This window comes from Brevundimonas sp., assembly GCF_035998205.1.
Taxonomy (GTDB): Bacteria; Pseudomonadota; Alphaproteobacteria; order Caulobacterales; family Caulobacteraceae; genus Brevundimonas.
In genome coordinates this window covers 660,662-685,576 of the sequence record NZ_DASYHT010000006.1, presented here as the reverse complement: position 1 = coordinate 685,576, position 24,915 = coordinate 660,662, and the positions used below count along the sequence as shown (strand labels likewise).

The window sequence follows — 24,915 nt, the reverse complement described above, 5'->3', positions numbered from 1 at the left end:
TTGACCGTCGCCATGCGTTGGGCGTGAAGTCGAAATCCACGGTCGCGCCGGCGACCGGTCCGCTCATCGGGGAAGTCATGTCGTCGCGTCTCGTTCGTCCGCTCCTGATCGCCGCCGCCGTCGCCGGGCTCGCCGCCTGCGCCACCGCCCCGTCCAGCGGCCCTGCGCCCGCCCTTGCGTCGACAGCCTTCAGCACCGCCGATTTCGCGTGGTCGAGCGCTGCCGGCAGCGGGGCGGTCGAGGGACGCATCACCTTCCGGCAGAACGGTCGGGCCTATGCCTGCACCGGCTCGGTGGCCCTGACGCCGGTGACCCCGTACACCCGCGCCCGCTTCCAGGCCCTGTACGGCTCGACCGACCGGGCGGCGCTGCCGGAATCGGTGGTGCGCGCCCGCACCGTGCCGGACCCCAACGCCGACTACCGCTCGTTCGTCCGCCCGGGCGTCTGCAGCGAAGGCCGTTTCCGCATCGAGGGGCTGCCGGACGGGGCCTGGTTCCTTATCGCCCCGGTCGCCGCCGAGGGCGGCGAGGACCGGGTGGTGCTGATGCGCCGCATCCAGGTCTCGGGCGGACGCACGATTCAGGTCACACTCTAGGGCGACCGCGACCGCGGTCGACGGCAAGGGAGGTTCCGGTGTTCCAGCGTCTCGTCGTCCTGACCGTCACGGTCACCGCTGCGGCCGCCTTCGCCGCCCCCGCCGACGCCCAGAGTCGCGTCCACACCAGCCAGGGCGGCTGGGTCAGCCAGTACGATCGCCCGGGCGACTATCGCTGCGACGCCTACTGGGATGCGAACCGGCGCGACTGCGACGCTGGCTGGCGCGATCAACGCCGCTTCAGCAGCCGCGCCCATGGCGGACACGCCTATGGCTACGGCTATGGCCACGCGCGGACCTATCATCGCCCGGACGCCCCCGACGTCTATCCCGGCGCCTGGGGTCGACCGGACCTGGTCTATCCGGGCCAAGGTTACGCCGCCGCAGGCCGCCACGGCGACCGCATCGCCTGGTGCCGTGCGACCTATCGCTCCTATGACCCGCGCAGCGGCTACTACCGCACCTATGACGGGCGGCAGGTGTTCTGCGGCTGACGCCGTCGGGCGAGCGCTGATCGCCATCGTTTGGCCATCGCCGGTGTGAACCTCGGAGACGGTCGCCGCGTTTCGGGCGACGCGTCAGTTCACGAGCGTTTCATGTCCCGGCACAACATCACCGGCTCCGAGGCCTTTGACCGCGCCCCCTATGTGCTGATCCGTGGCGTGCGCCCCAGCGGACGGCATCGCCGCCGCGCGCGCCGCCTGTGGGCGTCGGCCGTCCTGTTCGGGGCCCTCGCCGGCCTCGGCGGCACCGCCGTAGCGCTGATGGTGGCGGGGGTCATCTAGTCCCCCACCAGCCTCGCTCAGGCTCACCCGTTCAGGCCAGCCAGCTCATCATACGCGTCTCGACCGGCGCGCCCCGCGACAGGCTGAACCGCTGGCGGCGTTCGCCCGTGTAGAGGAAACCCGCCTTCTCGAGCACGCGGCCGGACGCGGGATTGTCGGCGAAGTGGCCGGCGACCGCCGCGCGCCGCCGCCAGCGGCCCCGGGTCCAGGCCAGCACGCCCTCCAGCGCCTCGGTGGCGATGCCCCGACCCCAGAAGTCGCGGCCGACCCAGTAGCCGACCTCCGGGCACGGGTCGTCGGCCATGAACACCCCGACCACGCCCACAGGCCCGAGCCGCTCGTGCTCGATCAGGAAGGTCTGGCCGCGCCGCGGATCCTGGGCCGCCACATCGACGACGAATCGCTCGGCGTCGCGCCGGCCGAACGGGTGCGGCATGCGGCAGGTCATGCGCGCGATGTCATAGTCGTCCGCCATGGCCGCGAGCCGCGGCACGTCCTGCGGCTGCGGCGCACGCAGCGCCAGCCGCCGGGTCTCGATCACCGGTGAGGTCTCGATGACGCACATGTCTCCAACGCCCTTCCGGCCAGACGCTCCCCGGGGAGGCGTGTGACCTGATTTGTTGGCGTCCTCACGACGGAATGGTCGACGGATCGTCACACTCCGGGCCATGAGGCGCCGCCGCCGACCATCCTTCGAGACTCAAGGGCTCGGGTCGACTTTCGAGGCGGGGAAACGCGAACGGGGAGCCCGGTGATCCGGACTCCCCGCGGAAAATTTCCCTTGGTCCGGATCGAGGCCTGTGCGCCGCGACCCGGAGTTCGGAGGGACCCGGCCTTATTCGGCGGGGGCGGCCTCCGGGGTCGCCTGGACGGACACGTAACAACGGCCGCCGCGCTTGGTGGTGAATTTCACCGCGCCCTGGATGAGGGCGAACAGGGTGTGATCGCGGCCAAGGCCGACGTTGTCACCCGGGTGGAACTTGGTGCCGCGCTGACGCACGAGGATGTTGCCGGCGAGGACCTTCTCGCCGCCGAACTTCTTCACGCCAAGGCGCTTGGACTCGGAATCGCGACCGTTGCGCGACGAACCGCCGGACTTTTTGTGAGCCATGGGTGTGCTCCTGGATCTCTACGCTACGGGCGTCTGGATTAAGCTTCGTCGCCAGCGGCGACGGTTTCGGTCTTGGCGGCGGCCTTCTTGGCCGGAGCCTTCTTCGCGGGCGCCTTCTTGGCCGGAGCGGCCTCGACCGGAGCCTCGACACGCGGAGCCAGGCCGCGGGCGCGGGCGTCGATTTCGGCCTTGGTGATCAGGGTCACTTCGCCGTCCCACCTGGCCTTCTCGCCGGCGCCTTCGATGCCGGTGATGCGCAGGACCGACTCAAGCTGGCGATGGCCGCGCGTACGGCGGTAGCCCTGGCGACGGATCTTCTTGAAGATCTTCACCTTCTCACCCTTGCGGGTTTCGATCAGCGTGGCCGCGACGGTCGCGCCGTCGACCATCGGCGCGCCGACGGTGACACCCTTGTCGCCGCCCAGCATCAGCACTTCGCCGAACGAGACGTTCGCGCCGGGCTCGGCGTCGATCTTCTCGACCACGATCGTGTCGCCCGGTTGGACCCGGTACTGCTTGCCGCCGGTCTTGATCACCGCGTACATCTGATAGCCTCGGCTGAACGCAAAAGAGAGACGCCCGCCGGGTGACCCCGCGGGCGAAGAGCGGCGACATATACGGATGGTCGGCCGCGAGTCAACGCGAAACAGGTCGTTTCAGCCTCAGTGCACCGACACAGGGGCCAGTTCGTGAGCCATGGCCGCAGCGAAGGCGGCATCGCGATCGATGAGCACCGCCAGACGTTCGCCGTCGGCCGCGTGCACGGCATAGAGCATCTGGTCCGGATCAATATCGAGCCCGCGCACATGGGTGACCGTTTCGGCCCCCAGCACCTCGCGGGCCCGCACCTCGCGGACATAGACCAGATCGGGCGCGCCGAGACCGGCCAGATCCTGTTTGCTGATGATCGGCGTCATGCGATCGCCTCCTTGATGGTGACAACGCCCGGGACCCCCGGGCGGTTCGCCCCCCGGCGCCCCGTCACCCCGCCTGGATGGGAATGGTCCGCACCGCCCGGCTTTCCTCAGGGCGGCGCAGCTCGACGTGGAGCAGCCCGTGCTCCAGCCGCGCCGCCTCGACTTCCATGCCGTCAGCCAGCACGAAGGCCCGGGTAAAGCCACGCGCCGCGATGCCCCGGTGCAGGAAGGCCTGCCCTCCGTCAGCGGCGTCCTCACGCTTGCCCGCAATCGTCAGCTGCCGCCCCTCAAGGGTGATGTTCAGGTCCGCCGGCGTGAAGCCGGCCACCGCGAGGCTGATGCGCACCCGGTGCGCGTCCAGCTGCTCGACATTGTAGGGCGGATAGCCCTCGGCCGCGGCCTTGGCGGCGCGGTCGATCAGGGCGCGGGTATGGTCGAAGCCCAGCAGGAAAGGGCTGTCGAGGATCAGGCTGCGATTGCTCATGGCGTGGGCCCCCGGAAGCGGCTCAAGGCGTCGGCCCGGCCCCCCTGGCGGCGAGACCGTCGACCGTCCCGAGGTGGGAAGCCGTCGCCGCCCGGTCAAGACGAAGGGCCGCCTCCGTAGGGAGACGGCCCTCATCACCCCGGCGTGCGGGGATCAGGCTTGCGGCTGGTCGGCCGCCGGGGCTGCAGGATCGTCCTGGCTGTCCGGCTGGACCGGGTCCGCCGGCTCGGCCGGCAGGGTCGGAGGCGTGGACGACTGCGGGGCGGCGGCCTCGCCGTCGCCCTCGGCGATGATCTCGGCCGAGCCGAACTCCGACGAGCTCAGGCCGACGCTGATGTCAGCGCCCTGCTGGGCGATGCCGTTCACGGGAACCCCGCGAATCTGGCCATCCGCGCCGCGGACGGTCAGTTGCTGCGCGCCGGCCTCATCGGTGCGCACGCCCTCGAGCGTGCCCAGCGGCGCGCCGTCAGAGCCCAGCACCCGGGCGCCCGGCTGCAGGGTCAGGGTCTGTTGGGCCTGCGCCTCGGCTGCGGGCGCCGGGGTCATCGGGTCCCGGGCGTCCTGGGCCAGGGCCGGGGCGGAGACGGCCAGCGCCAGCGCGGCGCCGCCGAGAAGCATCGAACGGGTCATGGGAAGGCGTCCCTGTCTGACGCGGGCCGAAGCGCCCGCTGCCGAACAAACACGCCCCGTTTCGGATCGTTTCAGTCGCCCCGAAATGACCCCGCCTACGCCCGGATCGGCCGAATCCCGCCGGGATTCGGTCGGGTTTCGGGCGGGCCGGCGGAACGCCGGTTGACCCGCCTGAGCGGCCATGACGAAGCTGCGGGAAACGGGACACGGCGGATGAGCCAGGACCACTCAAGACGCGGCCTTGTGGTCGGGGCCCTCGCCCTGGGGGCCGCAGGGTGCGCCCCCGCGTCAGTGAGGCCGGACGCCCCGCCACCCGACAACCCATGCGCGCCCGCCGGGGACTCCATTGACCCGGACTTCGATCGCGCCGCTCTTGCCGCCTCTCTCGCCGGTTTCACATCCAGTCCGGTGAACTTCCATGGCCTCGCGGTGTGGAAGGCGGACCGGCTGATCGCCGAACGCTACCGCACCGGGCGGGACGAGATTGTCGGCCGACGCACCACCGGGACGACGTTCTCGCCGTGCCGGCTCCACGACATCCGGTCAATCACCAAGTCGGTGGTGTCGTTGCTCTGGGGCATCGCGGACGGCCGGGGACTGACGCCGCCGCTCGAGACCCCGGTCCTGTCGCTCTATCCCGCCCACGCCGCCCTGGCGCGTGACGGACGCGAACGGATCACCCTCCGCCACCTGCTGACCATGTCGGCGGGGCTCGACTGGAACGAGGAGGACTACGGGGCCCTGTCGAACCCGGAAACCGCGCTGTTCTGGCGAAGCTCGCAGGTCCGGCACACCTTCGACCGGCCCCTCGTGTCCGAGCCGGGCAGCCGGTTCACCTACTCCGGCGGCAACACGGCCGTGCTGGCGGATCTGCTGGTCCGGTTCACAGGCTCGTCCTTGCCGGCATGGGCTGACGACGTCCTGTTCGGGCCGCTCGGCATCGTCGACTGGGAGTGGGTCAACGACTATCGCGGCCGGCCGCTGGCCTTCGCTGGTCTGAGGCTGACGCCGCGCGATATGGTCAGGATTGGCCAGCTGCTGCTGACCGAGGGGCGATACGGCGGCCGTCAGATCGTGCCGTCGGCGTGGATCGCCGCCTCAACGACACCGTCCATCGAAACCGGTGACGGTCTCGGCTACGGTTATCAGTGGTGGTGTGGCGCGGTCGACGCCGGACCGCTCAGCCACCCCTATGTGGCCGGCTTCGGCAATGGCGGCCAGCGCCTGTTCGCGGTCCCGGCGCTCGACCTGATCGTGGCCATCACCGCGGGCAACTATGGCCGGCCGGATCAGGGGCGCAGCAACGACCTGTTCCGCCAGATCGTCGCGACGATCCGGCCCCTGCCCTCGCAAGTCCGGGGCTGAGCAGGGGGCCGGATCGCCGGCTCCGGTCGTCGCGTCAGTCTTCCTTCATCCGCTTCTTGCGGAAGCTGGGGTTGAGCACGAGTTTGCGCAGGCGGATCGACTTGGGCGTCACCTCGACCAGCTCGTCGCTCTCGATGTAGGCGATGGCCTGTTCGAGGCTCATGCGCTTCGGCGGGGTCAGGCGCACCGCCTCGTCCTTGCCCGAGGCGCGGACGTTGGTCAGCTGCTTGCCCTTGATCGGATTGACGTCGAGGTCGTCCGAACGGCTGTTCTCGCCGATGATCATGCCCTGGTAGGTCTTCTCGCCGGCGCCGACGAACATGACGCCGCGCTCCTCCAGGTTCCACAGGGCGTAGGCCGCCGTCTCGCCGTCCGAGTTGGACACCAGCACGCCCTTCAGGCGGCCCTCGATGGCCCCCTTGTGCGGCTCGTAGTGGCTGAACACGCGGTTCAGCACGCCGGAGCCGCGGGTGTCGGTCAGGAACTCGCCCTGGTAGCCGATCAGCGCCCGCGACGGGCAGGCCAGCTGGATGCGGGTCTTGCCGGCGCCCGACGGGCCCATGTCCTTGAGCTCGGCCTTGCGCATCGACAGCTTCTCGATGACCACGCCGGTGAACTCGTCGTCGACGTCGATGACCACGTCCTCGATCGGCTCCAGCCGCTCGCCGTTCTCGCCGGTCTGGTAGACCACGCGCGGCCGGCTGATCGACAGCTCGAAGCCCTCGCGGCGCATGTTCTCGATCAGCACGCCCAGCTGCAGTTCGCCGCGGCCGGCCACCTCATAGGCGTCGGCGCCCGGAGTCTCGGTGATGCGGATGGCGACGTTGGCCTCGGCTTCCTTGAGCAGGCGGTCGCGGATCACGCGGCTCTGCACCTTGTCGCCCTCGCGCCCGGCCAGCGGGCTGTCGTTGACGCCGACGGTCATGGAGATGGTCGGCGGGTCGATGGGCTGGGCCGGCAGGGCGTCGGTGACGTCCAGCGCGCACAGGGTGTCGGCCACGGTGGCCTTGGACATGCCGGCGATGGCGACGATGTCGCCGGCCTCGGCGCCCTCGTCCACGGGCTGGCGCTTCAGGCCGCGGAAGGCCAGCACCTTGGTGATGCGGCCCTGCTCGATCTGCTTGCCGTCGCGGTCCAGCGCCTTGATGGCCATGCCCGGAACCGCCTTGCCGCTCTCGATCCGGCCGGTCAGCAGGCGGCCGAGGAACGGGTCGGACTCGATCAGCACGTTGAGCATCTGGAACGGCTCGGCGGCGCGCTGCTGCTGCTTCGGCGCCGGCACGTGCTGCACGATCAGGTCGAACAGCGGGCCCAGATTGTCGGACGGCTGGTTGATATCCATCGTCGCCCAGCCGTTGCGGCCCGAGGCGTAGATGTGCGGGAAGTCCAGCTGCTCGGGCGAGGCGCCGATCGCCGAGAACAGGTCGATCGTCTCCAGGTGCACCCGGTCCGGATCGGCGTGGGCGCGATCGACCTTGTTGATGCAGAGGATCGGGTTCAGGCCCATCTTCAGGGCCTTGGTCAGCACGAACTTGGTCTGGGGCATGACCCCTTCCTCGGCGTCGACCAGCAGCACGCAGCCGTCGACCATGCCGAGGATCCGCTCCACCTCGCCGCCGAAGTCGGCGTGGCCGGGCGTGTCGATGATGTTGATGCGGGTGTCCTTCCAGACCACCGAGGTGCACTTGGCCAGGATGGTGATGCCGCGCTCACGCTCCTGGTCATTGGAGTCCATGGCGCGTTCGACGGTCGCCTCGTTGGCGCGGAACACGCCGGACTGGGCCAGCAGCTGGTCCACCAGCGTGGTCTTGCCGTGGTCGACGTGGGCGATGATGGCGATATTTCTGAGGTTCATCACAAGCTCTGGCGGGCCCCGCCGGGTCTGGCCGGCGGCGGCGGGCGCGGGGTCTTTCGGGGAGGGAGGGACGGATCGGAAGCGCGCGCCTCATACAGGGCGGCGCCGCAAAAGGCCAGCGGCGCGGCAGCCGGTCCCGCTTCCCGGCCGCGCCCGGCCGCGCTACAGCCCCGCCGGTCATGCCTGAACTTCCCGAGGTCGAGACGGTCCGACGCGGCCTGGAGCCGGTGCTGACGGGCGCGCGCCTCGAGGCGGTGCGCCAGAACCGGCCGGACCTGCGCTTTCCCTTCCCCGAGCGCTTCGCCGCCCGGCTGGACGGGGCGACCGTGCTGTCGGTGCGCCGCCGCGCCAAGTATCTGCTGATGCCCCTGTCGACCGGCGAGACCTGGATCACCCACCTGGGCATGACCGGCCGCTTCACGCTGGACGGCGGCCAGCTGGGCGAGTTCGAGACCCCCGCCCCCATCGCCGGGCCGCATGAGCATGTCAGCCTGACCGCCCGCCGCGACAGGGCCGCCACCCGGGTCGGCTATGCCGACGCCCGGCGCTTCGGCTTCATGGGGCTGATCCCCGACGAGGCCGTCGAGACCCACCCCTGGTTCGCCGGCCTCGGCCCCGAGCCGCTCGGCAACGGCTTCTCCGCCGCCCATCTGGCGGAGGCCTTCCGCGGCAAGGCCCAGAACATCAAGGTATCGCTGCTGGACCAGCGCATCGTCGCCGGGCTGGGCAATATCTATGTGTGCGAGGCCCTGTGGCGCGCCCGCATCTCGCCCACCCTGGCCGCCGGCAAGGTCTCGCGGCCGCGGCTGGAGGCGCTGACGGTGGCCATACGGGACGTGCTGGGCGAGGCCATCATCGCCGGCGGCTCGACCCTGCGCGACTTCGCCAACGCCGAAGGCGGACAGGGCTATTTCCAGCACAGCTTCGACGTCTACGGCCGCGAGGCGCAGCCCTGCCGCGCCGACCCCGCCCACCCGGTCATCCGCCGCCTCGTCCAGGGCGGGCGCTCGACCTTCTACTGTCCCGCCTGTCAGCGGCGTTGAGTGGCGAGTTATTAGTGGCGAGTGGCGAGTGACGAGTGGCTAGGTGATGATCAGTTCCGGCGTGTGCGCGCCAATCACTAATCACTAATCACTCGCCACTCGCCACTCGCCACTCGTCACTCGCCACCGCCCGAGGAGCCCCCATGTCCGAGACCCCCGACACCTACGCCACCCTGCTGATCGAGCGGCACGCCGACGGCTATGCGGTCGTCACCCTGAACCGGCCCGAGGCGCTGAACGCGCTGAACTCGGCCCTGTTCGCGGACCTGGCCGCCTTCCTCGACGCGGTCGAGCAGGACGACAGCGTGCGCTGCCTGATCCTGACCGGCGCGGGCGACAAGGCCTTCGCCGCCGGCGCCGACATCAAGGAGATGGCGGACCAGTCCTATGCCGACATGTACCGGGGCAACTTCTTCGCCCTGGGCCACGACCGCATCACCCGCTTCCGCAAGCCGATCATCGCCGCGGTCAACGGCTTTGCGCTGGGCGGCGGCTGCGAGCTGGCCATGCTGTGCGACTTCATCATCGCCTCGGACAAGGCCAAGTTCGGCCAGCCGGAGATCAACCTCGGCGTCGCCCCCGGCATCGGCGGCAGCCAGCGGCTCACGCGTCTCGTCGGCAAGTCGAAGGCCATGGACATGGTCCTGACCGCCCGCATGATGGACGCCGCCGAGGCCGAGCGCGCCGGGCTGGCCAGCCGCGTCGTGCCGCATGACCAGCTGCTGGACGAGGTCCGCAAGATCGCCGCCCGCATCGCCGCCCAGAGCCCGCTGGCGGTCATGGCCAACAAGGAGATGGTCAACGCCGCGCTGGAGACCACCCTGACCCAGGGCGTCCAGTTCGAACGCCGCCTGTTCCACTCCCTGTTCGCCTTCGCCGACCAGAAGGAAGGCATGGCGGCCTTCGTCGAGAAGCGGAAGCCGGCGTTCACCGGGCGGTAGAAGGCGCCTTTCCTCCCCACGTCAGTGGGGAGGGGGACCGCGAAGCGGTGGAGGGGCGTGGGCCGGCGCAAGACGTCAGGCGGGCCGCAGCTTTACGCCGGCGAGCTCGCGTCGGCGGAGGTCAGGGCGACCACGCCGAACGCCTGCGCCCGGTTGCCGCGGACGATCATCGGGCGCTGCCGCCCCTCCTGCAGGGCGATCACGCGGCCGTCGCCAGCGACGATGCGGGCGGACAGATTAGGCGCTACGCGATTGTGGAAGAAGTCGGCATCGAGATCGACCCGGACCTCAGGCGGGAGGCCATTATTCAGGTCGAAGGCAACGCTCCGGCCGAGTGGCGCCTCGTCAGGCCGAACGAAGGATAGCTCAAGCCGATGCCCTTGGGCCGGGCTATAGCCCGCTGGATACTCAACACGCAGGCTCACCTCGATCGACGTCCCGGCCCCAGCCGCCGCCTGCGCCGGGCAGGGGTAGGCGCGGGCGATGGCCCGGCTGACATAGGCGTGGGCAGACTCTGTTCTCGAGGCCGGAGCAATATCCGACATGGCGGCCCGCACCCTGTCCGGGTAATCGCGAGGCAGAGTCTCACCTTCAGGCGCACAGAAAGCACGGTCGGCTTGCGGACGTTCAGACTCGCGGATGGTCACGCCGAAGATGAATCCCGTGCAGGTCGCTATCTCCAGACGCCCTCCAAAGCAATTGGCACGCACGTCAGATACGCTCCACGGCCGCTGCGCTCTCCGTTCCCCCTCCTCGGCGGCGCTGTCGGCCCCGCGGGCGGCCTCCCACTCTGCAGTGAGCGCCGCGCTCCGCGCCGTCAGTCGCCCGGCGTCCGGCGCGCGCGACGGGCCGGCGCAGGGGAAGGCGGCGATGAGAGCCTGACGGGCGGCGTCGCCGGCGGAGCCGGACACACGGCCGGCGGCCAGGACATGGGGGCGGCCCTCACCGGCGATACGCGCCAGCCCGGCCTCGTCGGCGGCGGGCGGGCAGAAGGCGCCGGTCGGGGCCCGCTGCTCGCGCTCGGCCGCCATCCACAGATTGGCGTCGCAGCCAAACATGCGGTCGGGGTTGCCGGCCGGGGCGGCGCAATAGAGCTGGAAGGCGCGGGCGTCGGCCTCGGTGTAGCGGCGGGTCCAGTCTGCGCCCCCGGTCTGCGGCGTTGAAGGCGCAACGACCACGGGAGCGCGGCCGTGGGCGAGGCCGACACCGGCGCTGACGGCCACAACCGCGAGGCCGGAGAGGGCGCCGGCGGCGGCGATCCGAAGCCGGCGACGGGCGGCGGGCGGCGGGGAGACGATGGCTTGCAGGCGACGCATGGCTTGGCTCCCTGGAGTTCCAGTGAACGTCAGGGCAGGCAGGGACGCGACGGGGGTGGTGCGGGCGCGCAGGGCCTCGAGCAGACTCCGGGCGTAGGCGCGACGAAGATCCGGCGGGGCCCCGGCCAGGGCGAGGGCGTCGCACGCCTCCTCGCGGACAGCGGCGCGCCGGGCGCGGATCACGGGCACGAGCGGATTGAAGGCGAGCAGCACGCTCAGACCCTCCTCAAGCCACACGGCGCGGTGGTCGCCACGGCGCAGATGGGCCAGTTCATGGCTCAGCACGGCCGCCGCCTCGGGCCGGTCGGGACGGAAGCCTTCGGGCAGGATCAGGCGCGGCCGCCGCAGGCCGGTCAGCAGGGGCTCGGGCGTTTCGGGGCTCAGGCGGACGCGCGGGGTGGGGGCGCCGAGCGCCCGGGCGGCCGCGGCCACCTCGGCGCGGAGGGGTTCGGGCGCTTCGTGCGCCGATGCCGTCAGGCGCGCCAGCCGGCGCATGCGGAGAGCGAGCCGTCCCAGGGCGAGCGCCGTCACGCCGAGCAGCAGCACCGTCAGTACGGGGACCAGCAGCTCCGACCCGGGACCGGATGACAGGGCCGGCGCGGCCATCGGAGCCGCCGGTTCGGAACTGACGGCGACCGCAACAGGGGGGCCGGCGAGGGCCGGCGTCTCGATCACCCGTCGCGGCAGCGCCAAGAGCGCGAGGCTGGCCGTCGCCGGCGGCGCCAGCGGCAGCCACAACAGGACCGCCCAGACGCGATCGCGCAGCCTGGCCTCGGCGACGCTGCGGTCGAGGGCCGCGCCGGCGGCGAGCGCCAGGGCGGCGACGCCGACCGACAGGCCCAGAGAAAGGAGCAGGAGGGCCGCGGCCGACATCAGGCGCCCTCCCCGTCCGGCGACGTCCCGTCGGCGGCCAGCACCGCCTCAAGCGCCGCAATATCCTCGGCGTCGAGGATCTGGCTGCCGGAGAAGGCCGCCGCCGGCAGAGGGCCATCCAGGTCCAGCAGCTCCGACAGCCGCTTCATCAGCCCGCCGATCACCGCCACCTTGGGCTGGGCGGCGGCGTAGACCGCCACGCCGTGCACTGCGCGCCGCGACAGCAGTCCCTTGGCGCGCATCCGCTCCAGCACGGTGCGGGTGGTCGATGGCGTCCAGTCCAGTCGGTTGCGGATGCGGTCCTGCACCTCGCGGGCGGACAGCGGCCCGTCCCGCCAGAAGCACTTCAGAACATCCAGCTCGGCGTCGCTGGGAGGGGCGGGATCGGCCATGACGTCAAACCTCGCGCATTCGCTTCATTCGTCACCCATTGACGACATTTGTCGCGCCGCCTGTCAAGGCACGGCTTCGCGCCCCGCTGGATCGCCCCTCCGTCTCGCCGGCTGCGCCGGCGATCCACCTCCCCATTGCATGGGGAGGAGAGGCGCCTTTCCTCCCCACGCCCGTGGGGGGGGGGGGACCGCGAAGCGGTGGAGGGGCCGGGACAGGCGCGCTACTGTGTGGCCCTTGGCCAGGGCGCTGCGCCCCGCGCCGTCCCTCCATGGCATAGGGAGGCGACCGCTCCCCCTCCGCTTGCCACCTCCGGACCTTTCCGCTATAGGCCCGCGCTCTTGAGATTTCCGCGCCGTGGGCGGCCTGCCCGCGGCGTTTCGCATCGACAGGTTTGATCCATGGCCAACAACCCCGGCGCCCGCAAAGCCGTTCGCAAGATCGCGGCGCGGACCGAAGTGAACAAGGCGCGTCGCACCCGGGTGCGCACCTATCTGCGCCGCTTCCAGGAAGCCGTCACCGGCGGCGACGTCGAGGCCGCGAAGGCCGCCTTCATCACCGCCCAGTCGGAGCTGATGCGCGCCGTCTCCAAGGGTGTGGTGCACAAGAATACCGGGTCGCGCAAAGTGTCGCGCCTCGCCGCCCAGCTCAAGAAGCTGGCCGCCTGACACCGGGCGCAGAAATCGGCGCGTCATCGCGCCGTCACGTGAAAGCGTAGCGATTTCAACGGCGAAGCGGGGTCTCCTGCTTCGCCGTTTTGCCGTGTGCGGCTAACTGATCTGCGTCTGATCATCGTTCGCCGAACCGGCGAAAATTTCATTTTCCGAGACGTGAACAGCGGTTAGCCGAGTCAATCGAAAAGAGTCGGAATTCCGAATCGAATCGCCGTTGACGCTCCCTTAAGCGAGCGTAGATTTGGCCTCCCAACGCACTTCCATCCCCATACGGATGAAGACGGCGCGGAACCCTGTTTCGTGTCGGCGGGAGAAGTCTGTTCACGAGGTCGTGCCGACCCGCGGAGCGCCATGCAACGCGGGAGTAGGAGAACGCGTCCCTGAACCGGCTCGCTCGAAGCGCGTGGGATGACTGGGGCACAGCTCCGAACTTGAGGCGGGGGTTTGACGACCATGGGCAATGCGGCGGTAGCGAGCATGACCGATCCTGACCGGATCTGGACCGAGGCCGCGCTCCGTCTTCGGGGCGAGATCGGCGAGGGCCCCTACAGCAGCTACATCGCCCCCTCGGCCGTGCGCGTCGACGGCGGCGGCCAGCTGATCCTCGTCACCCCGACCGCCTATGCCCGCGACTGGGTGCGCCGCAACGCCCAGCGCCGCATCAACGAACTGTGGCTGGGGCTGGACGGCCTCAACCGCCGGCTGGAGGTGCGCTGCCGCGCCGAGGTCGGCCACCTGTCCTCGACCGCGCCCGGCGAAGCCCCGGGCCAGTCGGCCGGTCAGGCGCCGGCGGCCCTGTCGGCCGCCTTCCAGGGCACGATCCAGCCGGTCGCCGACGGGCCGCGCGCCGTGCGCGCCGCCGGGCTGCAGCCGCGCCTCACCTTCGACAGCTTCGTCGCCGCCCCGGGCAATGCCTTCGCCCTGTCGATGGCGCGCCAGGCCGCAAGCTGGGCCGAGGGCCACTTCAACCCGATCTTCCTGTGCGGCCCCTACGGCTACGGCAAGACGCACCTGCTCAACGCCATCGCCTGGGAGGCGCAGCGCCTTCGGCCGCAGGCGAAGGTGGTCTATCTGACCGCCGAACGCTTCCTGTCGACGTTCCAGCGGGCCATCGCCGACCGCGCCATGGCCGGCTTCAAGGAGTCCCTCCGCTCGGCCGACATGCTGCTGCTGGACGACGTCCAGTTCGTCGGCGGCAAGGCGGCGACCCAGGAGGAGCTGCTCTCGACCCTGACCGCCCTGATCGAGGACGGCGCCCGCATCATCCTGTCGGCCGACCGCGCGCCGATGGCCCTGACCGACATCGAGCCGCGCCTGCGCAGCCACCTGGCCTCGGGCCTGACCTGCGCCATCGAGCCGGGCGACCGCGAGCTGAAGCTGGCGGTGGCGCGTCAGCGGCTTCAGGCCCTGTCCGCGCTCGGCGTCGTCAGCGGTGAGCCCGAGGCCGCCGTGCTGGAGCAGCTGGTCGAGCGCACCCCTGGCTCCATGCGCGAGCTGGAAGGGGCGGTGAACACCCTCGCCGCCGCCGCCGGGCCGCGTCTGGCCAGCCTCGGCGTCGACGAAGCCCGGGCCCTGCTGGGCATGGCCCAGCGCGGCGGGCCGGAGCGCCGCATCACTGTCGACGAGATCCAGAAGGCCACCGCCGAGCACTTCGCCCTGCGCCAGGCCGACCTGCTCAGCGAGCGCCGCACCCGGGCCATCGCCCGGCCGCGCCAGATCGCCATGTACCTGTGCAAGCAGCTGACCACCCGGTCCTATCCGGACATCGGCCGACGCTTCGGCGGGCGCGACCACACCACGGTCCTGCACGGCGTGCGCAAGATCGAGGAGCTGATGCCCAAGGACGACCAGATCGCCCGCGACGTCGAGGCCCTGATCCGCAAGCTGAAGGGCTGAGGCCGGGCCAGTGCCCCCGTTCCTCCCCCGCAGGGGGAGGGGGACCGCGAAGCGGTGGAGGGGGGATATCCCCGAGGCCGGTGGTCTGCCCCCCCTCCGTCTCGCCGCTGCGCGGCGATCCACCTCCCCCTGTGGGGGAGGAATTAAAGAGGGCAGCGTCGCCTCAAGGCGGGAGAAGCTGTTGATGTCCCCGCCACTTCCTTGCTCCGCCCGGCCAATCCGCTAGTGTCTCCGGCCCATAGACACTCGGCGACCCGTGAGTCGCCCGGCGGGCAAGACACATGCAGCTGACGATCGAACGTTCCGCGCTCCTCAAGGCTCTCGGCCATGTGCAGAGCGTGGTCGAGCGCCGCAACACCATCCCGATCCTGTCCAACGTGCTGCTGTCGGCCGGCCGCGACCGGCTGTCCTTCGCCGCTACCGACCTGGACATGGAGATGGTCGACGAGGCCGACGCCACGGTCGAGGTCGAGGGCCAGATCACCGCCCCGGCGCACACCCTGTACGAGATCGTCCGCAAGCTGCCGGAAGGGGCCGAGGTGGCCCTGACCTTCAACGGCGACGATCCGCGCCTGACGGTCCAGGCCGGCCGCTCGCGCTTCAATCTGCCGGTGCTGCCGGCGGGCGACTTCCCGGTCATGTCCACCGAGACCGGCGGGACCCGCTTCACCGTGGCCAAGGAGGACCTGGCCCGGCTGATCGACAAGACCCGCTTCGCCGTCTCCACCGAGGAGACGCGCTACTATCTGAACGGCCTGTATCTGCACACGGTGGCCGAGGCCGGCGTGCCGCTGCTGCGCGCCGTGGCCACCGACGGTCACCGCCTGGCCCTGGCCGAGATGCCGGCCCCCGAGGGCGCCGCCGGCGGGCCGGGCGTGATCGTGCCGCGCAAGACCATCGATCAGGTGCGCCGCCTGCTCGACGCCGGCTCCGGCCCGGTCGAGGTCCAGGTCAGCCCGCAGAAGATCCGCTTCGAGTTCGGCGCCGCCTCCCTGACCTCCAAGGTCATCGACGGGGCCTTCCCGGACTACGTCCGCGTCATCCCCAAGGGCAACGACCGCCAGGCCGACATCGACAACGCCGTGTTCGCCTCGGCCGTCGACCGGGTCGCCACCATCTCGGCCGAGAAGAGCCGCAGCGTGAAGCTGGCCTTCGAGCTGGACCGCGTCACCCTGACGGTGCGCAACATGGAGGCCGGCCAGGGCGTAGAGGAGGTCGAGATCGGCTATTCCGACGAGCCCTTCGAGATCGGCTTCAACGCCCGCTACCTGATGGACGTGGCCGGCCAGATCACCGGCGAGACCGCCAGCTTCCGCTTCGCCGACGCCGCCTCCCCCACCCTCGTCCTCGATCCGGGCGACCCGGGCGTGCAGTACGTACTGATGCCGCTGCGGGTGTGAGGCTGCTCACCCCGGCCGGATCACCTGGGCGGAGAAGCGCTCCATCTCCTCGGCCTGGGGCGACATCTGCAGCAGCAGCAGGTCCAGACCGGCGGCCTCGAATTCCTCAACGCGCGCCGCCACGTCCTCCGGCGTGCCGACCAGACCGGGGCGCAGGCCGCGGTTGGAGACGCTGTACTCGCGGATCTTGAGCTCGCGCTCCAGCTCGGTGCCCGCCAGCCACTGGTCGAAGTTGGCGAAGCCGGGCGGCGGCCTGCCCTCGGCGAGGCCGGGAATGGTGGTGATCCGCTCCAGCTCGCGCGCCGCCTCGGCGGCCGTGTCGCGGACGATCGCGTAGCCGGCCATGCCGAAGCGCATCGGCGGCAGGCCGAAGGCCTCGCGCCGCGCCGTCATGTCGGCGACCTTCTCCGCGATCACCTCCGGCGCATCCCCGTGCATGACATAGGCGTCGCAGTAGCGGGCGATCATGGTCTTGGCGGCCTCGGACTCGCCGCCGGCGTAGATCACCGGCCGCGGCCGGTCGGGACGGACCACCGGCTTCGGCTCCACGATGGCGTCCTTCAGCTGGTAGTAGCGACCGACGAAGTCGGTGCGGGCTTGCGTCCACAGCAGGTCCAGCACCTGCAGCCACTCGGTGGTGCGGGCGTAGCGGTCGTCGTGCTGGTCGAACTGCAGGCCGTAGCTCTCGGCCTCCTTGGCCCACCAGGACGAGACGACATTGAGCGCCAGCCGGCCGTTGGCGATGCGGTCGATGTTGGCCGCCGCCTTGGCGAACAGGGCCGGCTGGTGGAAGTTCGGCCGCACCGCGGTCATCAGCTCGATCCGCTCGGTGACCGCCGCCAGCGCCGCCACCGACGACCAGGCGTCCAGGGCCGGGGCCTCGATGCCCTTGATGTCGTTGAGGTTCAGCTCGGCGACCAGGGTCAGGTCGTAGCCGATCTGCTCCGAGCGCCGCACCAGCGACGACAGCGCCTCCCAGCTGGCCTCGCGCTCGTCATCGACGTTGCGCAGCCAGCCGCCGAACACCGGGGCCCAGTAGCCGTATCTCATGACGCGTGCGCCTTCTGTTCAGCGATGACCGCCACCAGCCAGTCGACCAGATCCTCGTGCGGGTCGAAGCCCAGCACCTCGAGAGGCTTGGCCACGAAGTTGGACAGGGCGTTGATGTCGTAGAAGCGGGTCGAGCCGTCGCGGTCGTCGATCAGATACTCGACGGAGCCGATGTCGAGCTGCGCTGCCTGGGCGATGGCCTCGGCGGCGGCGACGATCTCGGCCGGCGGCTCGAACCGGGTCATGGTGAGGGCCGCCGCGCCCGGCCGCACCAGACAGGCGTCCGCGGGGCACAGGTCGAAGGTCTCGCCGGGGCTCTCCACCTCCATGGCGTAGAGGAAGCGGCCGTTCAGGGTCTCGACGCGATAGACCCGCCCGTCGCGGCGCGGGGAGTATTCCTGCAGCAGGGCCACGCCATTGACCCCGACCGGGGTCTCGCCCGCCGCGGCGGCGACGGCCAGCTCTTCGGCCGAGTCATAGCGGACGATGCCGGCGCCGGAGCCGCCGATGTCGGCCTTGACCAGCACCGGGAAGCGCAGGCCGGCGGCGGCGGCGATCAGGTCCTGGCGGCGGTGCACCACCCGCGTCTCCGGCGTCAGCAGGCCGAGCGCCGAGATCACCGACAGCTGGCGCGCCTTGGAGGCGTCCACGTCCAGCGCCTCGGCGTTCAGCACCCGCGCCCCGCGCGCGGCCCAGTGGGCGTAGAGGCTGCGGGCGTAGAAGATCGGGTGCTCGGCCTCGCGCAGGAAGGAGGACATGGCCAGCCGGCTGAACACCACCGGCGCCGGCGGCGGCGAGCCCTGGGGGTCGAAGTGATGCCCGGCGAAGGACGATTTCACATAGGCCACGCCGCGTCGGTCCAGCGCCGCGAACAGCGGCTCGAACCACTGGGGATGCTCGTACAGGATGGCCAGATCAGGCGTCGCGTCGCTCATGACCCGTCCTTTGCGTTACAGCGTGATGAAACGCAAGGGGCGCCCGGGCGGCGGGCGGTCGCAGCCCGGATTGAATCGCCCTCGAGGCCGGGCTACCACCGCCCGGCCGTCGCGCCTGTGCGGGTGTGGTGAAACTGGTAGACGCGCCGGACTCAAAATCCGGTTCCGAAAGGAGTGTCGGTTCGAGCCCGACCACCCGCACCACCGCCGCGCCGGGCCGTTAAGCGGATTGCAAGCGCTCCTCTCCTAGCGTCAGCCCGGGTTCAACGCCGGAGCGCAGGGACGATGGGTCAGGGCTGCCAGGGCTGCCGCGACGGCGAGGGTTTCGACCTGCCCTTTTCCATGGCCTTCCAGCCGATCGTCGACCTGACGACGCAGACCGTGTTCGCCCACGAGGCGCTGGTGCGCGGGCCCGAAGGTCAGGGCGCCGGCACGATCCTCAGCCGCGTCGCCGACGACAACCGCTACGCCTTCGACCAGCAGTGCCGGGTCAAGGCGCTGGACCTCGCCGGACGTCTGGACCTCGCCGGTCAGGGCGCGAAGCTGTCGATCAACTTCATGCCGAACGCCGTCTATGAGCCGCGCGCCTGCATCCGGCTGACGCTGGCGACGGCCATGCGCACGGGCTTCCCGCTCGACGCCATCATCTTCGAGTTCACCGAGAACGAGCGGGTCGACGCGACCCATCTGCTCAACATCCTGCGCACCTATCGCGCCATGGGCTTCCGCACCGCCATCGACGACTTCGGCGCCGGCTACGCCGGGCTCAATCTGCTGGCCCAGTTCCAGCCGGATATCGTCAAGCTGGACATGGACCTGATCCGCGGCATCGACCACGACCCCGTGCGGCGGCGCATTGTGCGGGGCCTGCTGGAGATGCTGGGCGATCTCGATATCCAGACCGTCTGCGAGGGTGTCGAGACCGCCGACGAGCTGGCCACCCTGGCGGAGATGGGCGTGCGCTACATGCAGGGCTACGCCATCGCCGCCCCGGCCTTCGAGCGCCTCGCCAGCCCGGCGGGCTTCGCTGACGCAGCCCGCGCCGTCGCCTGACGCCCCGCGAGGGCGGGCGCGACCGGAACGCGCCTTGGCCCCCGCACTCGACGCCTCCAGACTGCGCCGATGACCGCCATCACCCTCGGACCGCTGGTCCTGCCCGGCGACCGCTTCGCCCTGATCGCCGCCCTCGTGCTGTTTCTCGTGATCACCGGCGTGTTGGCGGCGCGGATCAGCCCCCGTTTCAACAGCTGGAGCACGGCCGTCGCCCTCGGAAGCCTCGCAGCGGCGCGCCTCGGACATGTGATCGAGAACGCCGGCCATTTCGCCGGGACGCCCTGGCGCGCCCTGGCCGTCTGGCAGGGCGGCTTCTCCTGGCTGTGGGCGGCGCCGGTGGTCATCGTCGCCACGGTGCTGATGCTGCCGATGCGCCGCGAACGGCTGTGGGCGCTGGTCCCGCTGCTGGCGGCTGGCGCGGTCGGGGCGGCCCTGCTGCACCGGGTGGAGACGACGCCCCCGATCGCGCCGCCTGCCCTCGCGCTGATCAGCCTCGACGACACCGCGGTGGATCTTGAGCGCCTCGCCGGCCAGCCGACGGTGATCAACCTCTGGGCCAGCTGGTGCGCCCCCTGCCGCCGCGAGATGCCGGCGCTTCAGGCGGCCCAGGCGGCGCACCCGGAGGTGCGCTTCCTCTACATCAACCAGCGCGAGTCCGAGGCGGTGATCCGCGCCTGGATGACCGACGAGGGCCTGAGCCTCGGGCCCGTGCTGCGGGACCCGTACGGGGCCGTGGCCGGCCACTATGGCGCGGTCGGCCTGCCGGCGACCCTGTTCCTCGACGCCGACGGCCGCCTGCGCGCCGCCCATCTCGGCGAGATTTCGCCCGAGGAGCTGGCGCGTCAGGTGGGGCGTATCAGTGCGGGCGCGCGCGCGCCCTGACCAGCGTGACGACCGGGCCGCTTGGAATGCCGGCGCATCAGGTCTAACCCGGACCGGCGCGGCTCACCTCCGCCCGCGACCCCGTCGGCGCGCGCCGAGTCTCCTGCCTGTGATCCGACAGCTCATCCTCACCGACTTCCGCTCCTATGCGACCGCCCGGCTCGAGACCGCGGGCGGGCCCGTGGTGCTGGTCGGTCCCAACGGCGCCGGGAAGACCAACCTGCTGGAGGCGGTCAGCCTGCTGACGCCCGGGCGCGGCCTGCGCGGGGCGACCGCCGCGGAGATCGGCCGGCGCGAGCCCGGTGAACGCGACGGGCGGCCGTGGGCGGTCAGCGTGCGGCTCGCCGACGAGAGCCAGGTGGGCACCGGCGTGCCCGGCCCCGGCGCCGCGCGACGGGTCGTGCGCATCAACGGCGAGCCGGCGCCGCCCGGACGGCTGCTCGACCACCTGCGCCCGGTCTGGGCCACGCCGGAGCAGGACCGGCTGTTCTCGGACGCCCGCGCCGACCGCCTGCGCTTCTTCGACCGGCTGGTGTTCGCCGCCGAGCCCGATCATGCCGCCGCGGTCGCCAGCTACGACAAGGCCCTGCGCGAGCGGCTCAAGCTGCTGGTGGATGCGGTCGAGGGACCGCCGGCCGACCCGGCCTGGCTGGAGGCGCTGGAGGCGCGGCTGGCGGAATCCGGGGCGCGGATCGCCCGCGCCCGGGTCGCCGCCCTGACCGCCCTGCAGGCGGCAGTGGACACGCGCGCCGACAGCCCCTTCCCCCAGGCCGACCTCGGACTGGACGGCGTGGCCGAGATCTGGGCCAGCGAGGGCGCAGACACGGACACCCTGACCGGACGACTGCTCGACGGCTTCCGCAGCGCCCGGGCCCGCGACGGGGCCGCCGGCCGCTCCCTGTACGGTCCCCACCGCACCGATCTCACCGCCCTGCACCGGGCCAAGCAGCGCCCCGCCGCCGAGGGCTCCTCGGGTGAGCAGAAGGCGCTGGTGCTCAACCTGATCCTCGCCCAGGTGACGCGTCTGCGCGACCTGGCGGCGCCGCCGCTGCTGCTGCTGGACGAGGCTCCGGCCCATCTGGACGAAGCCCGGCGCGCCGCCCTGTTCGCCGAGATCGAGCACCTCGGCCTGCAGGCCTTCATGACGGGGACGGAGCCCGCCCTGTTCGCCGCGCTGGAGGGCCGCGCCCAGATGGTCCGCGTACGGCCGGGCGCGCTGGAGAGCTAGAGGCCGAGCGCGGTCTGCAGGCCCGCCAGCAGGGGCGCCGCAGTGATCGGCTTGGGCAGATGCAGGTCCGCGCCGGCCTCCCGCGCCGCCGCCTGATGCTCGGCCATGGCGTTGGCGCTGAGCATGACGACCGGCAGTCGCGGGCCGCCCGACGCGGCCTCCTGCGCCCGGATACGCCGGGTCGCCGTCAGGCCATCCATACCCGGCATCTGCATGTCCATCAGTACGAGGTCGAAGCGGCCGGTCTCCAGCGCCGCCAGCGCCGCAGCCCCGTCGTCGACGATGGTCAGCTCGACGCCCTGGCTGTCGAGGATCAGCTGCACCACCCGCTGATTCACAGGATGGTCCTCCGCCAGCAGGACGCGGCGCCCGGCCAGCATGGCCCCGGCCGGGTCGGGCGGCTGCGGCCCGGCGATGGCGGCCTCCGCCGGCGGCAGCGGGACGCGCACCTCGAACCGCGCCCCTTCGCCGGGGCGGGCGTCGGCGGTGATGCTGCCGGCCATCAGGTCGACGACGGCGCGACAGATCGACAGGCCGAGGCCCGTGCCCCCGAAGCGCCGCAGGATGCTGGCGTCGGCCTGGCTGAAGCGCTGGAACAGGAAGCCCGCCGCGGCGGCGTCGAAGCCCACGCCGGTGTCGGCCACCACCAGCTGCAGCTCGTCGCCGTCCGCCAGCACCTCGACGCTGACGTGGCCCTGCTCAGTGAACTTGACCGCGTTGGACAGCAGGTTGGTCAGCACCTGGGCGATCCGCGCGCCATCGCCCCGGCGCACCGCGTCCAGGCCCTCCAGGCGCGTCGTGAACGTCAGCCCCCGGGCCTCGGCCCGATGGCGAAAGATCTCCAGCACCGGGGCGAGCACCTCGGCCGGCCGGAAGGGACGCGGGGTCAGTTCGAGCCGCCCGGCCTCGATCCGGGCGACGTCCAGAAGGTCGGCGACCATGGCCTCCAGCTGCGCGCCGGAGCTGGCCACCAGCGACACCAGCTCGGCCTGGTGCGGGGTCAGGTCCGTCCGCGACAGGGCGTCGATGATGCCGATGACCCCGTTCAGGGGCGTCCGCACCTCGTGGCTGACGTTGGCGAGGAAGTCGCTCTTGGCGCGGCTGGCCGCCTCGGCCGCGGCGAGGGCGGCGTCGCGCTCGGCTTCAAGCCGCAGCCGGTCCGTCACATCGCGCGCCACGCCATAGACCAGATCGCCCCGGCGGCGCGCCCACCACTCGAAGTGCCGGTAGCTGCCGTCGCGACGGCGATAGCGGTTGATGAAGCCGGCCACCTGCCCGCCCCCGTTGGCGGTCGCCATGACCCGGCGCGTCGGCTCGACGTCCTCCGGGTGGATCAGGGTGATGAGCGGCGTCCGCAGGAGTTCGGCCACCGGAATGTCGAGCGTGGTTTCCCACGACCGGCTCAGCGTGTGCATGCGGCCGTCCAGATCGCGGACGCACAGCATGTCGACCGAGACCTCGAAGAAGGCCGCCATCTCCGCCTCGGCGGTGTCGGAGCCGGACAGGAACGACGCGGCGTCGGACCGGAAATCGGGGTCGAGGGACATGGAACACTCACACAGACGGGGAACAGCCTGCCACAGACACCTTAACCCTCCCTCTCCCGGTGGCGCCGGGCGCGACGGTCAGGCACAAACGCGCCATGTCGTTCGATTCCCCGCCTGATCCTCTCGCGCCCGCTCGCGAGACCCTGAGGCGCGTCTGGGGCCACAGCGACTTCCGCGGGCTGCAGGGCCCGATCGTGACCGAGGCGCTGGCCGGGCGCGACGTGCTCGCTGTGCTGCCGACCGGCGGCGGCAAGAGCGTCTGCTACCAGATCCCCTCGATGCTTCGGCGCGGCGTCGGCCTCGTGGTGTCACCGCTGATCGCCCTCATGACCGACCAGGTCGAGGCGCTTCGGCAGCAGGGCGTGTCCGCCGCGCGCCTGGACAGCGGCGTCAGCCTCGACGAGCGCTCGCGCATCTGGCGCATGGCGCGCGAGGGCGCGCTGGACCTGCTGTACGTCTCGCCCGAAGGCCTGTTCTCCGGGGCCATGCTGGAGCGGCTGCAGGAGATCGACCTCGCCCTGATCGCCATCGACGAGGCGCACTGCGTCAGCCAGTGGGGCCACGACTTCCGCCCCGACTACCGGGCGCTGGGACGGCTGGTGGAGCTGTTCCCCGGCGTGCCGCGCATGGCGGTGACCGCCACCGCCGACCCGCGCACCCGCGAGGACATCGTCGAGGCCCTGCACCTGCAGGGCGCCGCGGTGTTCGTCGACAGCTTCGCCCGCCCGAACCTGCACCTGTCCGCCGAACGCAAGGCGGCGGCCTCGCGCGCGCGCACCGACGCGCGGGTGGTCGAGCTGGTCAGCGAACGGCGCGGCCGGTCGGGCGTGGTCTATTGCGGCAGCCGCGACGGCACCGAGCGTCTGGCCGAAGCGCTGGAGGCTGCCGGCGTCCCCGCCCTCGCCTATCACGCCGGCATGGAGGCGGCCGAACGCGAGCGGCGGCTGGCGCGCTTCCTCGCCGAGGACGCCGCCGTGATGGTGGCGACCATCGCCTTCGGCATGGGGGTCGACAAGCCGGACGTCCGCTTCGTCATCCATGCCGACCCGCCCAGCTCGCTGGAAGCCTACTGGCAGGAGGTCGGCCGCGCCGGGCGCGACGGCGACCCGGCCGAGGGCATCACCCTGTACGGCCCGTCGGACATCGCCTGGAGCCTGCGCCGGCTGGAAGGGCGGCCGATGGACGAGGCGGTGCGCCGGGTGCAGGCGCGCAAGGCGCGGCAGCTGTTCGCCATGCTGGACGGGTCGACCTGCCGGCCGCAGGCGGTGCGGCGCTACTTCGGCGAGACGGGGGCCGAGCCCTGCGGCGTGTGCGACCTGTGCCTCGATCCGCCGTCGCGGCGCGATGCGACGGTGGAGGCGCAGAAGGTGCTGGCGGCGGTGCAGCGGCTCGGCGAACGCTTCGGCCGCGCCCGGGTCGTCGACCACCTGCTGGGCAAGGGCCGCGACCCGCAGCCGTGGGAGACCAGCCTCTCCACCTGGGGCATCGGGGCCGACGTCGACATTGCCGCGTGGCGCGACCTGATCGACCACCTGCTGTTCGAGGGCCTGCTGGTCGAGGCCCCCAACGACGGCCGGCCGCTGATCACCCTCGGCGACCCGGAGCTGGTGCGGGCGGTCTATCGCGGCGAGCGGCGGGTGGAGACAGCACACCGCGTGGTCGCCCGCGCCGAGGCCCCGCGCCGCCGCCGGCGCGATGCGCTGGAGACGCTCGACGCCGACCTGCGGGCGCGTTTCGAGGCGCTGCGGGCGTGGCGGCGCGAGCGGGCGGCCGAGCAGCACGTGCCGCCCTACGTCATCTTCCAGGACCGGACGCTGCTGGAGATCGCCGCGGCGCAGCCAGGCTCGCTCGGGGCCCTGTCGCAGGTGCCCGGCGTCGGCCAGAACAAGCTGGCGCGCTATGGCGAGGCTGTCCTCAGGGTGCTGGCGGCCTGACCGGCCGCCG

The 24,915-nt window shown here is 71.6% G+C and carries 25 protein-coding genes and 1 tRNA gene; 14 read left to right on the top strand and 12 right to left on the bottom strand.

Annotated features, from left to right (window positions below):
* The first annotated feature begins 77 nt into the window (after positions 1-77).
* The 3 genes from VGN74_RS13415 to VGN74_RS13405 all read left to right on the top strand — a co-directional run bounded on the left by VGN74_RS13415 (position 78) and on the right by VGN74_RS13405 (position 1,381).
* Positions 78-596, top strand: a complete 519-nt coding sequence (locus tag VGN74_RS13415) for a hypothetical protein (protein WP_327449020.1) — start codon at positions 78-80, stop codon at positions 594-596.
* 38 nt (positions 597-634) lie between these two features.
* Positions 635-1,090, top strand: a complete 456-nt coding sequence (locus tag VGN74_RS13410) for a BA14K family protein (RefSeq protein ID WP_327449018.1) — start codon at positions 635-637, stop codon at positions 1,088-1,090.
* A gap of 102 nt (positions 1,091-1,192) precedes the next feature.
* On the top strand, positions 1,193-1,381 hold the full coding sequence (locus VGN74_RS13405; protein ID WP_327449016.1) for a hypothetical protein: 189 nt from the start codon (positions 1,193-1,195) through the stop codon (positions 1,379-1,381).
* Between the two features lie 31 nt (positions 1,382-1,412).
* Here VGN74_RS13405 and VGN74_RS13400 read toward each other — a convergent pair whose 3' ends face one another.
* The 6 genes from VGN74_RS13400 to VGN74_RS13375 form a co-directional block, all read right to left on the bottom strand.
* Positions 1,413-1,946, bottom strand: coding sequence for a GNAT family N-acetyltransferase (locus VGN74_RS13400; protein ID WP_327449014.1), 534 nt, complete (start codon positions 1,944-1,946; stop codon positions 1,413-1,415).
* Positions 1,947-2,216: 270 nt separating this feature from the next.
* Positions 2,217-2,492, bottom strand: a complete 276-nt coding sequence (gene rpmA / locus VGN74_RS13395; RefSeq protein ID WP_327449012.1) for a 50S ribosomal protein L27 — start codon at positions 2,490-2,492, stop codon at positions 2,217-2,219.
* Between the two features lie 38 nt (positions 2,493-2,530).
* Positions 2,531-3,037: a 50S ribosomal protein L21 gene (gene rplU, locus VGN74_RS13390; protein WP_327449010.1), complete on the bottom strand. Its 507-nt coding sequence runs from the start codon at positions 3,035-3,037 to the stop codon at positions 2,531-2,533.
* A 117-nt stretch (positions 3,038-3,154) separates the two neighbouring features.
* Positions 3,155-3,409, bottom strand: coding sequence for a DUF1150 family protein (locus VGN74_RS13385; protein WP_327449008.1), 255 nt, complete (start codon positions 3,407-3,409; stop codon positions 3,155-3,157).
* 64 nt (positions 3,410-3,473) lie between these two features.
* Positions 3,474-3,893 carry an Hsp20 family protein gene (locus VGN74_RS13380; protein ID WP_327449006.1) on the bottom strand — a complete coding sequence of 140 codons (420 nt, stop codon included), beginning with the start codon at positions 3,891-3,893 and terminating at the stop codon, positions 3,474-3,476.
* 153 nt (positions 3,894-4,046) lie between these two features.
* Complete coding sequence (locus VGN74_RS13375; RefSeq protein WP_327449004.1) at positions 4,047-4,523, bottom strand: superoxide dismutase; 477 nt, start codon at positions 4,521-4,523, stop codon at positions 4,047-4,049.
* A gap of 408 nt (positions 4,524-4,931) precedes the next feature.
* On the opposite strand from VGN74_RS13375, the gene VGN74_RS13370 reads away from it, so the two are divergent.
* Positions 4,932-5,888, top strand: coding sequence for a serine hydrolase (locus tag VGN74_RS13370; RefSeq protein ID WP_327449002.1), 957 nt, complete (start codon positions 4,932-4,934; stop codon positions 5,886-5,888).
* A 34-nt stretch (positions 5,889-5,922) separates the two neighbouring features.
* Here the strand turns inward: VGN74_RS13370 and typA are convergent, their stop codons facing one another.
* Positions 5,923-7,743 (bottom strand): translational GTPase TypA, encoded by a 1,821-nt coding sequence (gene typA / locus VGN74_RS13365; protein WP_327449000.1) that lies wholly within the window; start codon positions 7,741-7,743, stop codon positions 5,923-5,925.
* A 179-nt stretch (positions 7,744-7,922) separates the two neighbouring features.
* On the opposite strand from typA, the gene mutM reads away from it, so the two are divergent.
* Together mutM and VGN74_RS13355 are read left to right on the top strand one after the other, a co-directional pair.
* Positions 7,923-8,786, top strand: a complete 864-nt coding sequence (gene mutM / locus VGN74_RS13360) for a bifunctional DNA-formamidopyrimidine glycosylase/DNA-(apurinic or apyrimidinic site) lyase (protein ID WP_327448998.1) — start codon at positions 7,923-7,925, stop codon at positions 8,784-8,786.
* 143 nt (positions 8,787-8,929) lie between these two features.
* A complete protein-coding gene (locus VGN74_RS13355; protein ID WP_327448996.1) occupies positions 8,930-9,727 on the top strand; it encodes an enoyl-CoA hydratase-related protein in 798 nt (265 codons plus the stop codon).
* 92 nt (positions 9,728-9,819) lie between these two features.
* Here the strand turns inward: VGN74_RS13355 and VGN74_RS13350 are convergent, their stop codons facing one another.
* Positions 9,820-11,916: a M56 family metallopeptidase gene (locus VGN74_RS13350; protein ID WP_327448994.1), complete on the bottom strand. Its 2,097-nt coding sequence runs from the start codon at positions 11,914-11,916 to the stop codon at positions 9,820-9,822.
* Positions 11,916-12,308, bottom strand: a complete 393-nt coding sequence (locus VGN74_RS13345) for a BlaI/MecI/CopY family transcriptional regulator (RefSeq protein WP_327448992.1) — start codon at positions 12,306-12,308, stop codon at positions 11,916-11,918. The genes VGN74_RS13350 and VGN74_RS13345 overlap by 1 nt, the downstream gene beginning before the upstream one ends.
* Positions 12,309-12,707: 399 nt before the next feature.
* Here VGN74_RS13345 and rpsT point away from each other — a divergent pair, with 399 nt between their 5' ends.
* The 3 genes from rpsT (at position 12,708) to dnaN (ending at position 16,276) form a co-directional block, all read left to right on the top strand.
* Positions 12,708-12,974, top strand: a complete 267-nt coding sequence (gene rpsT, locus VGN74_RS13340; RefSeq protein ID WP_327448990.1) for a 30S ribosomal protein S20 — start codon at positions 12,708-12,710, stop codon at positions 12,972-12,974.
* Positions 12,975-13,457: 483 nt separating this feature from the next.
* A complete protein-coding gene (gene dnaA, locus VGN74_RS13335) occupies positions 13,458-14,876 on the top strand; it encodes a chromosomal replication initiator protein DnaA (protein ID WP_327448988.1) in 1,419 nt (472 codons plus the stop codon).
* A 281-nt stretch (positions 14,877-15,157) separates the two neighbouring features.
* Positions 15,158-16,276, top strand: coding sequence for a DNA polymerase III subunit beta (dnaN, locus tag VGN74_RS13325; RefSeq protein ID WP_327448986.1), 1,119 nt, complete (start codon positions 15,158-15,160; stop codon positions 16,274-16,276).
* A 6-nt stretch (positions 16,277-16,282) separates the two neighbouring features.
* Here the strand turns inward: dnaN and VGN74_RS13320 are convergent, their stop codons facing one another.
* Together VGN74_RS13320 and VGN74_RS13315 are read right to left on the bottom strand one after the other, a co-directional pair.
* Positions 16,283-17,326 (bottom strand): LLM class flavin-dependent oxidoreductase, encoded by a 1,044-nt coding sequence (locus VGN74_RS13320; protein ID WP_327448985.1) that lies wholly within the window; start codon positions 17,324-17,326, stop codon positions 16,283-16,285.
* Complete coding sequence (locus VGN74_RS13315; RefSeq protein ID WP_327448983.1) at positions 17,323-18,261, bottom strand: alpha-L-glutamate ligase; 939 nt, start codon at positions 18,259-18,261, stop codon at positions 17,323-17,325. Before VGN74_RS13315 ends, VGN74_RS13320 begins: the two co-directional genes overlap by 4 nt.
* Before the next feature lie 119 nt (positions 18,262-18,380).
* Between VGN74_RS13315 and VGN74_RS13310 the strand changes: the two genes are divergently transcribed.
* From VGN74_RS13310 to recF, 4 genes are all read left to right on the top strand, one after another.
* Positions 18,381-18,465, top strand: a tRNA-Leu gene (locus VGN74_RS13310).
* A gap of 81 nt (positions 18,466-18,546) precedes the next feature.
* Entirely contained in the window at positions 18,547-19,314 is a 768-nt protein-coding gene (locus VGN74_RS13305) for an EAL domain-containing protein (protein ID WP_327448981.1), read from the top strand.
* 69 nt (positions 19,315-19,383) lie between these two features.
* Positions 19,384-20,196, top strand: coding sequence for a TlpA disulfide reductase family protein (locus tag VGN74_RS13300; protein ID WP_327448979.1), 813 nt, complete (start codon positions 19,384-19,386; stop codon positions 20,194-20,196).
* A 109-nt stretch (positions 20,197-20,305) separates the two neighbouring features.
* Positions 20,306-21,424: a DNA replication/repair protein RecF gene (recF, locus tag VGN74_RS13295; RefSeq protein ID WP_327448977.1), complete on the top strand. Its 1,119-nt coding sequence runs from the start codon at positions 20,306-20,308 to the stop codon at positions 21,422-21,424.
* Here the strand turns inward: recF and VGN74_RS13290 are convergent.
* Positions 21,421-22,971: an ATP-binding protein gene (locus tag VGN74_RS13290; protein WP_327448975.1), complete on the bottom strand. Its 1,551-nt coding sequence runs from the start codon at positions 22,969-22,971 to the stop codon at positions 21,421-21,423. The two genes, recF and VGN74_RS13290, sit on opposite strands and share 4 nt — an antisense overlap.
* A gap of 95 nt (positions 22,972-23,066) precedes the next feature.
* Here VGN74_RS13290 and recQ point away from each other — a divergent pair, with 95 nt between their 5' ends.
* Positions 23,067-24,905: a DNA helicase RecQ gene (gene recQ, locus VGN74_RS13285; protein ID WP_327448973.1), complete on the top strand. Its 1,839-nt coding sequence runs from the start codon at positions 23,067-23,069 to the stop codon at positions 24,903-24,905.
* The last annotated feature ends 10 nt before the right edge of the window (positions 24,906-24,915 follow it).